At 32.2% G+C, this 15307-nt stretch carries 17 protein-coding genes; 2 read left to right on the top strand and 15 right to left on the bottom strand.

The annotated features are described in order from the left end of the window. Nucleotides 1-17: 17 nt before the first annotated feature. The 14 genes from xerC to FM121_RS06440 all read right to left on the bottom strand — a co-directional run bounded on the left by xerC (nucleotide 18) and on the right by FM121_RS06440 (nucleotide 13180). Nucleotides 18-908, bottom strand: a complete 891-nt coding sequence (gene xerC / locus FM121_RS06510) for a tyrosine recombinase XerC (RefSeq protein WP_086951365.1) — start codon at nucleotides 906-908, stop codon at nucleotides 18-20. A 145-nt stretch (nucleotides 909-1053) separates the two neighbouring features. Beyond that, on the bottom strand, nucleotides 1054-1491 hold the full coding sequence (locus tag FM121_RS06505; RefSeq protein ID WP_086951364.1) for a GNAT family N-acetyltransferase: 438 nt from the start codon (nucleotides 1489-1491) through the stop codon (nucleotides 1054-1056). A gap of 1 nt (nucleotide 1492) precedes the next feature. Next, nucleotides 1493-2788, bottom strand: coding sequence for an FADH(2)-oxidizing methylenetetrahydrofolate--tRNA-(uracil(54)-C(5))-methyltransferase TrmFO (trmFO, locus tag FM121_RS06500; RefSeq protein ID WP_373385074.1), 1296 nt, complete (start codon nucleotides 2786-2788; stop codon nucleotides 1493-1495). A 251-nt stretch (nucleotides 2789-3039) separates the two neighbouring features. Continuing rightward, on the bottom strand, nucleotides 3040-5121 hold the full coding sequence (gene topA / locus FM121_RS06490; protein WP_086951362.1) for a type I DNA topoisomerase: 2082 nt from the start codon (nucleotides 5119-5121) through the stop codon (nucleotides 3040-3042). 116 nt (nucleotides 5122-5237) lie between these two features. Then, nucleotides 5238-6110 (bottom strand): DNA-processing protein DprA, encoded by an 873-nt coding sequence (gene dprA / locus FM121_RS06485; protein ID WP_086951361.1) that lies wholly within the window; start codon nucleotides 6108-6110, stop codon nucleotides 5238-5240. A 61-nt stretch (nucleotides 6111-6171) separates the two neighbouring features. Then, nucleotides 6172-6939 (bottom strand): ribonuclease HII, encoded by a 768-nt coding sequence (locus tag FM121_RS06480; protein WP_086951360.1) that lies wholly within the window; start codon nucleotides 6937-6939, stop codon nucleotides 6172-6174. Beyond that, entirely contained in the window at nucleotides 6936-7781 is an 846-nt protein-coding gene (gene ylqF, locus FM121_RS06475; protein ID WP_086951359.1) for a ribosome biogenesis GTPase YlqF, read from the bottom strand. The genes FM121_RS06480 and ylqF overlap by 4 nt, the downstream gene beginning before the upstream one ends. An 18-nt stretch (nucleotides 7782-7799) precedes the next feature. Continuing rightward, a complete protein-coding gene (lepB, locus tag FM121_RS06470; protein ID WP_086951358.1) occupies nucleotides 7800-8339 on the bottom strand; it encodes a signal peptidase I in 540 nt (179 codons plus the stop codon). A gap of 123 nt (nucleotides 8340-8462) precedes the next feature. Further along, on the bottom strand, nucleotides 8463-9899 hold the full coding sequence (locus FM121_RS06465) for a S41 family peptidase (protein ID WP_086951357.1): 1437 nt from the start codon (nucleotides 9897-9899) through the stop codon (nucleotides 8463-8465). A gap of 23 nt (nucleotides 9900-9922) precedes the next feature. Further along, complete coding sequence (locus tag FM121_RS06460) at nucleotides 9923-10141, bottom strand: YozE family protein (protein ID WP_086951356.1); 219 nt, start codon at nucleotides 10139-10141, stop codon at nucleotides 9923-9925. Further along, nucleotides 10131-10667: a peptide-methionine (S)-S-oxide reductase MsrA gene (msrA, locus tag FM121_RS06455; RefSeq protein ID WP_086951355.1), complete on the bottom strand. Its 537-nt coding sequence runs from the start codon at nucleotides 10665-10667 to the stop codon at nucleotides 10131-10133. The genes FM121_RS06460 and msrA overlap by 11 nt, the downstream gene beginning before the upstream one ends. A 5-nt stretch (nucleotides 10668-10672) precedes the next feature. Then, entirely contained in the window at nucleotides 10673-11386 is a 714-nt protein-coding gene (locus FM121_RS06450) for a YpmS family protein (RefSeq protein WP_086951354.1), read from the bottom strand. A 16-nt stretch (nucleotides 11387-11402) separates the two neighbouring features. After that, entirely contained in the window at nucleotides 11403-12281 is an 879-nt protein-coding gene (locus tag FM121_RS06445; protein WP_373385073.1) for an SGNH/GDSL hydrolase family protein, read from the bottom strand. A 59-nt stretch (nucleotides 12282-12340) separates the two neighbouring features. Further along, nucleotides 12341-13180: a DegV family protein gene (locus FM121_RS06440; RefSeq protein ID WP_086951352.1), complete on the bottom strand. Its 840-nt coding sequence runs from the start codon at nucleotides 13178-13180 to the stop codon at nucleotides 12341-12343. Nucleotides 13181-13295: 115 nt separating this feature from the next. Here FM121_RS06440 and trhA point away from each other — a divergent pair, with 115 nt between their 5' ends. Together trhA and FM121_RS06430 are read left to right on the top strand one after the other, a co-directional pair. Further along, entirely contained in the window at nucleotides 13296-13940 is a 645-nt protein-coding gene (gene trhA, locus FM121_RS06435; RefSeq protein WP_086951351.1) for a PAQR family membrane homeostasis protein TrhA, read from the top strand. A gap of 228 nt (nucleotides 13941-14168) precedes the next feature. Then, a complete protein-coding gene (locus tag FM121_RS06430) occupies nucleotides 14169-14729 on the top strand; it encodes a hypothetical protein (RefSeq protein WP_086951350.1) in 561 nt (186 codons plus the stop codon). Nucleotides 14730-14788: 59 nt separating this feature from the next. Here the strand turns inward: FM121_RS06430 and FM121_RS06425 are convergent, their stop codons facing one another. Next, the gene (locus tag FM121_RS06425) at nucleotides 14789-15280 is read right to left on the bottom strand and encodes a dihydrofolate reductase (RefSeq protein ID WP_086951349.1); all 492 of its coding nucleotides are present in this window, start codon (nucleotides 15278-15280) and stop codon (nucleotides 14789-14791) included. Between the last annotated feature and the right edge of the window lie 27 nt (nucleotides 15281-15307).

Below are 15307 nucleotides of genomic sequence, written 5' to 3'. Positions count from 1 at the left end.
AATATTCGTCCTCTTTTCTAAGCTCTCGGATGAAAATTCCGATAACTTTTTTGCAGTGTATCTGTTGTTACATGTGTATATATTTGTGTCGATGACAAACTAGAATGTCCTAATAACTCCTGTACTGTTCTTAAATCTGCCCCGTTATTTAATAAATGAGTTGCAAATGTATGTCTAAACATATGCGGATGAATATCCGTTGTTAAACTACTTTTTTCAATAATTTTTTTTAATATGTATTGAATACCTGAATCAGTTAATTGATCGCCACGATGATTCACAAATAAAAAATCATGTGATTTCTGCCCTTTTAACATCAATTCCTTTCGAGCAAAATTAATATAATCAATCATTGCATCTTCAGCAAATGAACCAAAAGGAACATAGCGTTCTTTATTTCCTTTTCCAAAAATTAGTACAACCGATGAATCAAAATCAATATCTTTTATTTTGATATTCGCACATTCCGTCACTCGAATTCCAGTTCCATAAAGAACTTCAAGTAACGCTCTATTTCGATTGTCTAAAGCATCATCTCCTTGTATCTGTTGAAATAACGCATCCATTTCTTTTTCGTAAAAAAAACGAGGTAATTTAGCTTGTTTACGTTTCATTTGAACATAAGAAAATGGATTATCTTCTAAAATATTATTCTTGACTAGAAACTGATAAAACGATCGTAAACTTGAAATATTTCGACTAATTGTATTTCGACTATAGTTTTGATCATGCAATTGAGATAAATAAATCCTGATATCTTGAATTGTTACCGACAAATAGTCATCATTTCCAGTTTCCTTTAAAAAATTAAAAAAATTTATCACATCATCATGATATGCTTCTTTTGTTTTTTCGGAATATTGCCTTTCAATCATAATATATCTTAGAAATTCAGTTAAGTTATCCATTGTCAGATAAAGTCCTTTCAAATAAATTACAAGACAAATGTAACATAATCAATAATCTAAAACAAATGAATTGTCAGAATTTAACGAATTATACAGAAAAAGGGCACAATTTGTTCACAAAAATAGCACTCGAAACTATCGAGTGCTAAAAACTATCTTTTTTCCAATCCATTGTTTTTTCTAAATGTCCTGTTTCATCAATCAACTCTGAAACAACTTCGAACCCTTCTTTGATATAAAAATTTAAAGCTCGCCTATTCTCAACATAGACGCTTAATGACAATTTATCATATTTTCCTTTGATTTTTTTTAACATCTGTTTACCTATCCCTTTACCTTGCGCATTGTTTTTCACAAAGATTCCGGCAATGTTATTTTCTTCAAGTCCAACAAACCCTAAAATTTCTTGATTTTCTTCATAAACATAGACAATCGCTTGTGGCAACATTTCTTTAACAAAAGGAAATGCTTCTTTCCAATATGAAGCGTCAATAAATTTATGAGCGTCAATATTAGCACTTAACCATATATCAAAAACTTGTGGCCACCTAATATCTGTGGGATCTACTAGTTGTTTAATCATCTTATCTCTCGATCTTTTTAATGTCTTTTAACGCACGATCAGCAATCGCTTGGTATCGTTCTTTTTTATCTCTAATTTTCATTGGTAATTCAGGGAAGATACCAAAGTTAGCGTTCATTGGTTGGAAATTTTTACCTGACGTATGAGTAATGTAATGTGCCATACTTCCCATTGCAGTTGTTTCTGGGAAAACAATAGGTTCTTTATTTTTTGCTAAACGCGCTGCATTAATCCCTGCAACTAGACCACTCGCTGCACTTTCAACGTAACCTTCAACACCAGTCATTTGTCCAGCAAATAAAAGTGTCGGACGTTTTTTGGATTGATACGTTGGTTCTAATAATTCGGGTGAGTTCATGAATGTATTACGATGCATCACACCATAACGAACAATCTCAGCATTTTCTAATCCTGGAATCATTTGAATAATTCGCTTTTGCTCTCCCCATTTTAAATGGGTTTGGAATCCAACAATATTGTAAAGTGAAGCAGCTGCATCATCTTGGCGTAATTGAACGACAGCGTAGGCACGTTTACCTGTTTTAGGATCTTCTAACCCAACTGGTTTTAAAGGACCAAAAGTCATTGTTTTTTCACCACGAGCTGCCATAACTTCAATTGGCATACAGCCTTCAAAAAACTTTTCTTTTTCAAAAGATTTTAATGGTGCTACTTCTGCTGTGATTAAAGCTTCTCTAAACGCATAGAACTCTTCTTTGTTCATGGCACAATTTAAATAAGCTGCTTCCCCTTTATCATATCTTGATTTAAGGTAAACTTTATCCATATCAATCGTATTTTTATCTAAAATAGGCGCAGCTGCATCGTAAAAGTATAACCCTTCTGATTCCGTAAATTCTTTAATACTTTCGGCTAAAGGCTCACTTGTTAAGGGACCTGTTGCAATAATCGTAATGCCATCCTCTGGAATTTCAGTGATTTCTTCATGATGAACTGTTACATTTTCATGATTTGTTACTTTATCAGTTATGTACTGAGAAAAACTTTCCCTATCCACTGCCAAAGCACCGCCAGCTGGGACTTGGTTCACATCAGCTGAGTCAATAATGACAGAATCCAAATAACGCATTTCTTCTTTTAAAAGACCAGCAGCTATTGTCACACTATTACCTCTAAGGGAATTCGTACAAACAAGTTCCGCAAATTTATCCGTGTGATGAGCTGGTGTTTTTTTGACCGCTCTCATTTCATATAAATCAACTTTGATACCGGCCTCAGCTACTTGAAACGCCGCCTCACTACCGGCAAGACCAGCACCAATTACAGTTACTTTCATTTCTGTCATTAAAAAAACCTTCTTTCTTTTTTAAAAAAATACTAAAGAGGTTGTGACAGAAGTGTTCAGCTTCAAGAAATAAAAAGGAAATCGCGAAAATTGCTTTTCAAATTTTTGTAATTTTCGGCTTATTTCCGAATAAGCTACTTCTGTGACACCGTTTAGTTTGTTAAAAAGAGAGTGTGACTTACTTTTGTCACACTCTCTCGACGATAGTATTATACACAATTTAATTAGTAATAGACAACATTTTATTTTTGGACATCCTCTGTATAATCACAATCACTACAAATAATCTGTTGACCACCACGGACTTTTTTAAGCACTAAGTAATGTGAACATTTTGGACAATCTCGACCAATTGGACGATCCCATGACGTAAACTCACATTCAGGATACTGGTCACATCCAAAGAAGATACGATTTTTCTTCGTTTTCTTCTCAATAACGTCTCCCTTTTTACAAGTTGGACACGTCACACCGATTTTTTTAACGATAGCTTTTGTATTACGACATTCTGGAAAATTACTGCACGCATAGAATTTACCATATTTACCTAATTTAATTAACATTGGATTACCGCATTCTTCACAGTCAAATCCAGCTGGCTCATCTTTTAACTGGACTTTTTCAATTTCTTTTTCAGCGATTTCAAGTTCTTTTGCAAAAGGTTTATAGAATTTATCAACAACATCTACCCAATTCTCTTGAGCAATTGCTATCATATCTAAATCTTTTTCCATTTCTGCAGTAAAGTTAACGTCCACTATTTTAGAGAAGAATTCACAAACTAATTTATTAACAATTTCTCCAAGTTCTGTTGGTTCAAAACGACGAGCAGTTAATTTAACATAGTAACGTCTTTGAATAGTTTCTAAAGTTGGTGCATATGTGGAAGGACGACCTACGCCATTTTCTTCTAAAGTTTTGATTAATGTTGCTTCACTAAATCTAGCTGGTGGTTGTGTAAAATGTTGTTTTTGCTCGATATCTGCCGACTTCACAACGTCACCCTCAACTAAATTTGGTAAGATATTCTCTTTATCTTCTTTTCCGTCATCTTTTCCTTCAATGTAAACTTTAGTAAAACCAGCAAATTTTACTTTTGAACCATTGGCTACAAATTTGATTCCGTTTTGTTCAAGATCAACACGCATTGTATCTAAAATAGCTGGTGCCATTTGACTAGCAACTGTTCTTGCCCAAATAAGAGAGTATAATTTAAATTGATCTTTATCTAAAAACTCCTTCACTGATTCTGGTGTTCTTAAAATACTTGATGGACGAATTGCCTCGTGAGCATCTTGTGCCCCTTTAGCATTTTTAGCTTTCTTAACGGTTCCACCTGTATATTCTTTACCATATTTTTCAACAATAAAGTTAAACGCTTCTTCTTTTACTGTATCAGAAAGACGGGTTGAATCTGTACGCATATAGGTAATTAACCCGACTGTGCCTTGACCTTTTCCTAATTTAATACCTTCATACAGCTGTTGAGCAACCATCATAGTTTTTCTTGTTCTAAAATTTAACTTACGAGCTGCTTCTTGTTGCATTCCACTTGTTGTAAAAGGTAAAGCCGGATTTCTCTTACGTTCTTTCTTAGTTACTTTTTTAATATCATAATCACGAGAAGTTAGTTTGTCTGTAATTTCTTTTACTTCCGCCGCATTATTTAATTTTAATTTTTTTCCATCAATACCATAAAAATTGGCTTTAAATTTGGATTTACCTTTAACAAAATCACCAGTAATACTCCAATATTCTTCTGGTTCAAAAGCTCTAATCTCTTCTTCTCGGTCAATAATAATTTTAAGAGCAATTGATTGAACACGACCTGCACTCAATCCTTTTTTAACTTTCTTCCATAGTAAAGGACTAATAGAATAACCTACTAAACGGTCTAAAATACGACGGGCTTGTTGAGCATCTACTAAGTCAACATTGATTTTTCTTGGTTCTTTAAAAGCTGCTTTCACAGCGTCTTTTGTGATTTCATTGAAAACAACCCGATTATTATCTTCTAAATCTAAATCTAAAATATGGGCTAGGTGCCATGCAATGGCTTCCCCTTCCCTATCCGGATCGGCTGCAAGGTAAACTTTATCCGCCTTTTTTGCATATTTTTTTAACTCTTTAATAATTGGACCTTTACCCCTAATATTTATATATTTTGGGTCATAGTTATCTTCAATATCAATACCCATTTTACTTTTAGGAAGGTCACGTATATGACCGACACTCGCTACGACTTTATAATTTCTGCCTAAGTATTTCTCGATCGTTTTAGCTTTTGCTGGGGATTCTACGATTACTAAATATTTATAACTCATGCTTTAATCCCTTTCTTTCACTTATTTTATCTTTTGATTTTTTTTGTTCAACAATCGATAACCATCTTAGTCCATTAAACAGATGTTTGTCAAGAAGCGAATGTATTTTTTAATTTTTACAGTTGCCATTCCTCAAGTATATCCGAAGATTTCCATGTACATTTAGCTCCATCTTGAATCAAAGATAAACACCCTTCTGAGCGATCCACAATTGGATTTCCTGGAACTGCAAAAACATCTCGTCCTTCTTCTAATGCAAGCTGCGCTGTAATAAATGTACCACTTTTCTTTTCTGCTTCCACAACGCAAACACCTTGACTAAGTCCAGCAATTATTCGATTTCGACTTGGAAAATGATAAGCTAAAGGCTTTGTTCCTGGTAAATATTCTGTCATCAATAAATGATTATTTGCTATAAATTCTTGCAATCGCCAGTTCTCTTTTGGATAGACACAATCCAGTCCGCACCCAATAATCGCAACAGTTTGTCCGTGATGTCTAATAGCTGCTTGATGAGCGTATGTGTCATTACCTTTTGCTAAACCACTAACAATTGTAATTTCTTTTTCACACAGATTCGGTACAAGAGTTTCAATCATTTTTTTGCCATGAGGAGTTGCTTTTCTCGACCCTATAATAGCTAATTTTTTAGAAGATAATAACTTAATATTTCCTTGATAAAATAGAGCAATAGGAGGATTATATATTTCTCTTAAATTTTCAGGGTAATCCTTATCCATTATAGTGATAAATGAATAAATTTCCAAAAAGTCTAAGAAATCATTTAAAGAAATTTCTTGCATTCGATTAAATGATTGTGAAAATATCTCTTGATACTGTTGTTTAACTCGTGCAACTTTTATCGCTTTTTCAACTGTTAATAAATCTTCAGGATAATCGATACTATATTGTAAAATTAATAATAGGCCTTTATTACCTATCCCTTTTAAATGCTTTAATTGAAAAATGAATAATTTTTGTCTTAACATAAAAAACCTCCTATTTAATGTACTACAAATAAAGTACGTAAATAGGAGATAACTTTCTTATTTAGATCATATTTTTAATTGGTGCAAATGTTTTTCGATGAATTGGGGTAATACCTAATTCATCTAAACCAGCTAAATGTTTTTTTGTTCCGTAACCAGAATTATTAGAAAAATCATAGCCAGGAAACAATAAATCGTACTCTTCCATCATCTTATCTCGCGTCACTTTAGCAATAATACTAGCACAGGCAATAGATATACTTCTAGCATCTCCCTTAATAATTTTTTCTTGAGGGATAGGTAGATCTAAAACCATGGCATCGATTAAAAGAAAATCAGGTGCTTTTTCTAAATTTTGAACTGCTGCTTTCATTGCTAATTTTGTCGCTTCATAGATGTTAACTTGATCGATGACTTGGTGATCTATTATACCAATTCCGATAGCTATCGCCTGTTTTTTAATCTTCACAAATAATTCTTCACGTTTTTTTAAAGACAATTGCTTGGAGTCGTTCACTTCATACAAATCAAAATCTTCTGGCAAAATAACTGCTGCTGAAACAACTGGACCAGCTAATGGTCCTCGACCGACTTCATCAATTCCAGCTATCCATTTATATCCAGCTTTTTTTGCTTCTTTTTCAAATATCTTCATTTCTTCAAAATGCTCATGTAATTTTTCAGTTTTAAGCAAACGATTTTTACATATTTTTACAGCTGATTGGACACTTTTTCTCTCATCTTCAGTAAATTCCAGTAATCTTGGATCATTTAACGAAGTGACGTCAACTAATACTTCTTTTACTTGTTGCGTTGTTAACTTGCTCATTTTAAATCCTCAACACGATCTAGCGTGTACTGCCCTAATCGACCATCACGAATTTCTTGGACAACCATAATACTAGCACGATCATAATTGTCTTTAAATCCTCTTTTTTCAGTGATTAATAACAAAATGTCGACTGGCGATAACTCCAGATCCTTTTCCGTTAATTGATATCTTTTACCTAACTGCTCTGGGTAATGTTTTTTAAAGTATTCCAACCCAAATAATGCCAAATCATCCATGTGAAGTAAAGTATCTTTAATTGCTCCTGTTAAAGCTAGTTTTCGCCCAATTTCTTGATCTTCAAACTTCGGCCATAAAATTCCTGGTGTATCCAATAATTCTAATTCATTACCTGTTTTTAACCATTGCTGTCCTTTGGTAACACCTGGTGTATTACCTGTTTTCGCCATATTTCTTTTAGCTAAGCGATTTAGCAAGGTTGACTTACCAACGTTTGGAATGCCAATACACATTGCTCTAATAGGTCTTGGTTTCATGCCTCTTAAACGCTGGCGTTCTATTTTTTCTGCTAATATCTCTTTTGCTTTAGGAACAATTTTCTTAATCCCTTTACCTTCATTTGCATTAATATTTAAACAAGCATGTCCTTGGGCTTCAAAATATCTTTGCCATCGTCCAGTTTCAATTGGGTCTGCTAAATCAGCTTTATTTAATAAAATAATTCTCGGTTTTTGTTGAATTAAACTATCTAACATTGGGTTTCTGCTTGAAATTGGTAATCTTGCATCAACTATTTCTAGAACGATATCGACTAATTTTAATTTTTCTGATACTTCTCTGCGGGCTTTCGCCATATGACCTGGGAACCATTGTATTGTCATTTTATCCACTCCTAATTACTATACTATCTTACTATGAAAAATTGGATAATAAACAATTCTAGCTTTGCCTAAAATAGACGTTTGACTAATTGTGCCAAATGACCTACTATCCTTACTCAATCTCCTATTATCGCCTAAAACAAAATATTGATTCTTAGGGATTTTTTTTGTCCCTAAAATTTCTGTAGAATCTAAATCTGTTGTAAATACATACTCATTTTTATGTTTTTTTATATCTTTTAAAAAAGGTTCATCAATTTTTTCATTGTTGATGTAAAGCTGATCTTTTTCATATTTTACATGGTCGCCAGGAAGTCCGACAACTCGTTTAATGTAGGTATTCCCATCTGGCGAAGTAAACACAATAATATCAAAACGATTTATTTGACTGAAATTTTCCATTACAATAAAATCATTTTCCTTCAGAGTCGGTGACATTGATTTACCAGTTACTTCGACTGGTACTAGGATAAAAGCTTGTAAGATAACCGCAAACACAGAACAAACTACAATTAATTTTATCCAATGCCACACAATATCCAAAATTTTCTTTTCCAATTTTTCACCGTCTTTCTTCCATATTATATGATATATAAAAATCAATTAAATTACTAGTCATTCACGCTTTAAAATTAAAAAAGGTTATAAAAGAAATTAAATTTCTCCTACAACCTTTGATTCTTATTTATTTTTTAGGACTTCGACTGCTTTATTATATTGAATGTCGTTGTCTTTCCAATGATTTCTGATACTGTCTTCTAATTTCTCAATTGATTCTTTATTCATGACGCCAGTCACTTCTAACTTATTATCAGTTTGATAAGCATGTACTGCACTAACTGTTTTCTCCGAATAAGAATCACTATCTTTATCAACACTATAACCTAGTTCATTCAGATACGTATTAATAATTTTCACATTAGGACTAATAACACCTTCTCTATATTCCATAGAACGATCAATGACCCTATTTTTTAGATAAGCTGGGTAATCAACTTTAATCGTTGGTTCTACACCCTTTTTATCAATCCATTTTCCGTCAGGGGTTAACCACTTACTAATGGTTAACTTCACTTCACCATGTCCTTCGATCGGAACCATTGTTTGGACAGTACCTTTACCATATGATTTAACACCAATCACTTCTAAACCATGGGCTTTGAAAGCACCTGCCATTATCTCTGATGCACTAGCACTATTTTCATCGATCAAAATTACAGATGGTTCTTTTATTTTTTTGCCATTATCCAATTTTTTACTCGCTACTTCTTCTTGTTTCACTTTTGCTTTATTTTCGAAACCAACAATTATTTTTCCATCTTCAATAAAACGACTGGTCATTTTTTCAACATTTTGGAGAACACCACCCGGATTTCCTCGGACGTCAATCACAAATTTCTTAGCACCGTCTTGTCTCATTTTATCAATGGCTTTGTCAAATTCATCTGATGTCGTTGTATTGAAACTGTTGATCTTAATATAGCCTATGGAAGGGTCTTTTTTATCAATATTAGCCTTAACAGATTCAACAAGTACTTTATCTCTTACAATTTCAACATTAAACGTTTCGTCTCCTCGTAAAACATCTAGTTTCACACGGGTTCCTTTTTTTCCACGAACCTTTGAAACTACTTCTTGAAGTGGTTTATCCTTTGTATCTTTACCATCTACCTTTACAATTATATCACCTTTTTTAAGTTTTGCTTTTTCAGCTGGTGATCCTTCAATTGGTGGTTCTGCAATCGAGGGATAATCATTTTCAAGCATCATAGTTGCCCCAATACCTTCAAAACTTCCAGATACACTTGTATCAAATTCTTCTGCCTCTTCTTCTGGGAAAAAACTAGAGTGAGGATCCCCAATTGCTTCTGTCATGCCTTCTAAAGCACCAGTTACTAATTTCTTTTGATCAACGTCTTCAATATATTGACTCGTAATTAATTCATTTAGCAATTCAATATTTTCTAAATCATCTTTGCTACTTCCCTTTGTTAATTTACTCATCGGATTGTTTACTTCATAAACAAACAACGTGATACCTGATGCTAGAATCCCTACAATCACAATAGTTATAATGTATTGGGTAAGTGATATTTTTTTTGAATCAGTTTGTTTCATATATAAACCGCATCCTTCATTAGTTAATTATTTTCAATATAAAGTTCCCACAATTTATCAAATATATCCATATTAGGAATATAGTAAGCATTTGTTTCTAAATAATGAGAAATTTCATCATAATTTTCAGATTGTTTAGGAAACTGAAGGTCTTTAAAAATATCCTCAGCTAATTTTGACTCATCTGTTTGTTTAAGCTTGCCTCTAAACGTTTGGGCATAATGATAAAAGCTACGCTTCATTTGCTTTACCATCCCATATTTTCTTTAAAAATTCTTTTCTAGAATGACTTGATAGTTTATATCTTTCAGGATTTTTTTTATAAAAATCTTGATGGTATTCTTCAGCCTCATAAAAGGCAACAGCTGGTTCAATTGTTGTCACTATCGGATCAATGTAATAACCTGAATCAATTAATTTTTGTTTACTTACTTGTGCTAATTCTTTTTGAGTAGTATTTGTATAATAGATAACCGGACGATAGCTGTCCCCACGATCTTCAAATTGACCAAATGCATCAGTTGGATCAGTTTGTTGCCAATAGATTGTCAGAAGCTCTTCATAGCTAATTAAATTAGGATCAAATTCAATTTTGACTGCTTCTGTGTGACCTGTTTTTCCAGAACAAACGTCTTCATACGTTGGGTTATCAAAATGTCCACCGGTATAGCCGGATAAAATTGTATGAATGCCTAGATGTTGATCAAAAGGCTTGATCATACACCAAAAACATCCTCCTGCAAATATTGCTGTTTCTTTCAATAGCATTCACATCACTTTTCTTTAGATTTTTGTTTGGATGTATCTTTCGTTGATTCTTTAGATGTTTCTTTTGATTTTTTATCTTTAGATTCTTCTTTGGGTAAGTATAAACTAAAACTAATATCATCATCAATTAAATTAATTTTCTTAGCTTTAATTGCTAACCCATTTTTCATTTTAAATTTGTCTAAGTGAAGATTAATAATCTGTTCATCTGCATCAATTTCAATCCAATTAGGTAAGTCTGTTGTTGACGAGATATAATTAATCATCGCTGGAATCGGAACATTTAAAGACCCTACCGAAAGACTTTTAGCCCTCAATTGAACGTTGCCATCACTCAATACAAAAGGATCAAAGTATAAATAGAAATGTGTTTCATGTCCTAATAGTTTAAAAGTGCCATCAATCATTGCATCGTTTTCTAAGTTAAATGAATAATCTACTCCAGATTCTTCCATCATGTCTTTCATAAAAAAATTAAGAGATTCATTAATTTGGGCTTTTTTCATGTTTATATCTAATATTGCTTTATTTTTTGTTTCAATTTTGGGTTCTGATTTATCGTAGGTCATTCTTGGTGTTGTTATTCGGTTGATCAATACTAAAGAAAAACCAACTAAAATAGCTACTAAAACAATAAAAGCTATTCTCCAAGGATTATTAAAAAATTGGACTGCTTTTGAATTTTTAGGTTTTTCTTGTCTATTTTCTTTTTTTGTCATTTTCACACCTCATGTACTATTTCTGTAACCATTTTTGTTTAGTTGATTCCATTTTTAAGCGGAATGCATTGGATATAATTTGATAACCAAGATTATTGGGATGAAAACTATCCTCTTCTGATATCAAATTATTAATTAAATCTTGACTACTTTTACTTTTAGATTTTTTATTGGTCGTAGTAGAATCTACGGTTGCTTCAATATCTGGTAAACCATTATATATTTCATCGTTAATTGGTACAAAATAAGCATTTTTTTGCTTTTCTACAAATTCTTTGCTTCCTTCATTCCAAAAATCTACAATATCTTGCATTTCTTCTATTTCAGAAAAATTCTTATAAAATGGATTATAAATACCTAGTTGATATATCGGTGCTTTTGGATTTAATTTTCTAATTTCAGAATATAAATCTTCTAATTGTTTTTGATATTTAGTACGTGGTTTACTAAATGTTTTTAATGATAATTTATCAAATATTTTTGTCTGAATAACTTTCATCAAATCATTGCCACCTACTGTTAAAAGAATAACATCAGCTTTTTTTATTGATTCTTGTATTTCTTCATTTTTCTTGATTCTTTTTAATATTTGATCACTACGATCACCAGATTTACCATGATTATCGGCTTGAACAACATCAATCGGATACCTCTCGCTTAAATCAGTTTGGAGCAATGGAACGTAGCCACCTGTATGCGTTGTGTCTCCGATACCTTCAGTTAAAGAATCCCCTACTGCACTAATTCGCAGGATATCCATGTGTGTTTCATTTTGCTTGGAGTGTTTGTCAGTTGAACTTATTTTTTCCGCTTTAGGAATTATCATTGATCCTACAAAAAAGGTTACTAGTAAGGTAACAAAAAATAAGCCAAAAAAAGATGTACTATTTTTAATTTTTTTCATTTAATCCCTCGATTTAAAAAAGCAGACCAATTGATCTGCCTTAACTTTTTTTAATTAGTGTAAAACATAACCGCAAAAGCACCTTTACCTGCATGTGTCGCAACAAGCGGTGTTGTTCTTATAATTGGAATTTTTAATTCAGGTAATACTTTTATAATAGAATTTTTTAATTCAAGAGAGATATCCATGCCATCAGCTTCTGAAAAACCCAAACAATTGATTGAATACGTCTCTAATTTTTCTTCTAAATTAGACATCCATTTAGTGAATGTTTTATTACCACGACCTTTAGATATTACTTCCAATTCGCCATTTGTTAACTGACAAAGGACTTTCATATTTAAAAATCCTGAAACAGCACCAACTAATTTACCAATACGACCACCTTTAACTAAATTATCCAAAGTAGCAACACCTATATATAGTTGTGTTTTATTTTTAACTTCCTCAATACGCGTTACTATTTGATCCATAGTAGCCCCGTTTTTAGCTAGAGTAGCAGCTTCATACACTTGAAAACCTAATGCCTGATCAATGTAATCACTATCAACTACTGTCACTTTTGATTGGGACATTTGAGCAGCTTGACGTGCTGTATTAACAGTACCACTTAATTTTTCAGTCAGATGAATTGAAATAATTTCACTCCCATCTTTACCTAGCTCATCATAAAGTGCGATAAATTCTCCAATAGGTGGTTGACTTGTTTTAGGTAGTGATGGTGAATTTTCCATCATTTTAATAAATTCGTTTTTATCTAATTCATTTTGATCAGCGTAAATAGTCCCGTCAATCATAATTGACAAGCTGATTGTATTAATTTCTAGGTCCTTCATTCTATCTGAATCGATAATGCAAGAAGAATCCGTTACAATTTTTATTTTTGTCATTCTCAAACCTCTTTCAAAAAACAGCATATTCGTGTAGAATAGTAATAATCTATCTGTTGTACAGTATAACAGATAAAAAAATTTTTTTCACTTAAAATATGAAAGGATGTTTGATATGGAACAAACGACTTTTACGAAGAAGTATTTAATCGTTAATGAAGTTTTTAACGCCATCACACATGGTATAGGGACTGGTTTAAGTATTGCTGGTCTTGTTTTATTAATAATAAAAGGAGCACAAATGGGTTCCCCGATTCGAATTGTCTCTTACTCTATATTCGGTGCTTCTATGATTTTATTGTTTTTATTTTCAACTTTATTTCATAGCTTGATTTTCACAAAAGCCAAAAAAGTGTTTCAGGTTTTTGATCATAGTTCGATTTATCTGCTAATTGCGGGAAGCTACACTCCCTTTTGCTTGGTAACGATTCAAGGCTGGTTAGGCTGGACGTTATTCGGCATCGTTTGGTCAATTGCGATTGCAGGTATTGTCTTTAAATCCCTTTGGTTACAAAAACGTGGAAAGACAGATGTCGTTCTTTATATTATTATGGGATGGATTTGCTTAATTGCCATTAAACCACTTTATATTGGTTTAGGATCGACTGGATTTCTACTGTTATTTTTAGGAGGGGTATCCTATACTGTTGGTGCAATCTTTTATAGTATGAAAAATGTTAAATTTATGCATGTCGTATGGCATTTATTCGTCATGTTAGGGGCTATATTTATTTATTTTTCGATTTATTTATTTACTTAGATAGAAAGCTCTTTCTTCTAGATTGCTCACTGTTAGTGACGTTTCTATGAGATCAGTCTTTTATCTCCTGGTTATTAAAAATGACCTGTATAAATTAAAAAGAGTCTAGCATATCAATTTGTTAGGCTCTTTTTTTATGTATCATATTTTTAGGACTAAAGACCAATGTAATTACTGTTATTATTTTATATAATAGCAATATAAAAGGAATTAATGAGGTAGCTGTATATGGAAATATTTTTAATTTACTCCGCTAATAATAGTTTTTTATCAAAAGCAATCAAATGTTACACTAAAGAAAAATACAATCATGTGTCACTAGCACTGGATATTAATCTAAAAGATACTTATAGTTTTGGTAGAAAAAAAATGAATAATCCTTTAGTTGGTGGTTTTGTTAAAGAGGATTTTCACGATTCTTTTTTTCTTACTAGCCATTGCTTAATTTATTCTCTAGAAATAACAGAAGATGAGTACACACAATTACAAAAAAATATTAGTTATTTCGAAATAAACAAACAACTTTTTCAATATAATCTTTTAGGATTAGTTGCTCTATCTATGAAATACTGCTTAGAACGAGAGTATGCTTATTTTTGTTCAGAATTCGTAGCGACATTATTAACAGAAAGTCAAATAGTAACTTTTCAAAAAAGAAATCAACTTATCACGCCACATGACTTATTAGCGATAGATAATTTAACAAAAGTGTATGAAGGACAAATGATTAATTACTTACTGGAAAGCACTGCATATTCTGATCCTTTAGCAGAATTATCTTATGTTTGAATAAAAAAACGTCGTCCAACTCCCAAATGGGACTGACGACGTTTTATGCTAAAGCTTTTTTAAGCATTTCGTTGATACGTTTCAAAATCATGAGGGTAGATATTTTTATCATCTACTTCTCCCTCACTTGTACTAACAATATTCCATTCTTCCCAATCTAAATAAGGAAAGTAAGTATCTCCTTCAAATTTAGCTTTAATTAACGTTCTATAGAGAACATCGATATGTGGCAAGAAGTTTTTATATATTTCTCCACCACCTGTGATAAAAGTAATTCCTTCAAATTCATTAGAAAATGCTAAAACCTCTTCCACAGAATGCATGACTAAAGCGCCATTAGCATCATAATTTTGGTCAGACGTTAAAACAATAGTTTGGCGATTAGGTAGTAAATGTTTCCCCATTCCTTCAAAAGTTTTTCTTCCCATAACAATGACATTATTTTCAGTCATTTGTTTAAAGAACTGTAAATCATTTGGCAAATGCCAAGGAAGTACTTCCTCTTTCCCTATTAAACCATTTTCATCCTGAGCCCATATAGCTGCTATCATTAATAAATATCCTCCCAAATAATTCCT

Origin of the sequence: Vagococcus fluvialis bH819 (genome assembly GCF_900163795.1) — a bacterium.
In the GTDB taxonomy this organism is placed as follows: Bacteria; Bacillota; Bacilli; order Lactobacillales; family Vagococcaceae; genus Vagococcus; species Vagococcus fluvialis_A.
Note: the sequence above shows the minus strand (reverse complement) of the source record. Positions and strands in the feature narration are given on the sequence as shown.